The following is a 590-nucleotide window of genomic DNA, read 5'->3' on the forward strand; positions in this document are numbered from 1 at the left end:
CAACCCTTCTTACTCTAATTAAATCTTTGTGAATGAGAATAACACACATGGAATATCTATTAATGAAAAATCTGGATGGTTAAGAAAATGTTGGCTTCTAATACAAATTGTCTAACATATCAATTCGCTTTGGTGCAGCCGTCCCTAGAGCTGTTGCTGGGGGTGAAAAGGTGCTTGTCATTTGATAGTAGGGGGCAGAAAAGGAATGAACGAAAATAAGAAGAAAAATCTTAATCCGAATGACATTGCATTGCCCAGAGGATACGAAATTGACGAATTCTGGCCGGAATTACATACACCTATTAATCTACTGATTCGGCTGAATAAGAAAGAGCAAAAACAAGGTTAATAAGTAACCAAGCAAACCATATCTTACTGGTAAAACCATACTAAGGATAGCGGGTGCCATTGCAAGGGGATTAATGAACAAACCAGCTGCCGGAATCAATCCGCCAGCTGCCTGGAGAGTAGCCACTATAGTACTTAACAGTGCAATGACCGTAATCTTTCTTGAAATAGAAGCTTTTTCATTAAAGGAATAGTGGACTATTTTCGCATGATCTGTAATTGGTTGAAGTAACAATTTATGC

General features: G+C 38.1%; 1 pseudogene. It reads right to left on the reverse strand.

The annotated features are described in order from the left end of the window. Positions 1–307: 307 nt before the first annotated feature. Positions 308–590 (reverse strand): annotated as a pseudogene (locus AC1DUW_RS31970) (hypothetical protein); the annotation flags it as partial.

The sequence above is a fragment of the Peribacillus sp. P4_C12 genome (genome assembly GCF_056402095.1).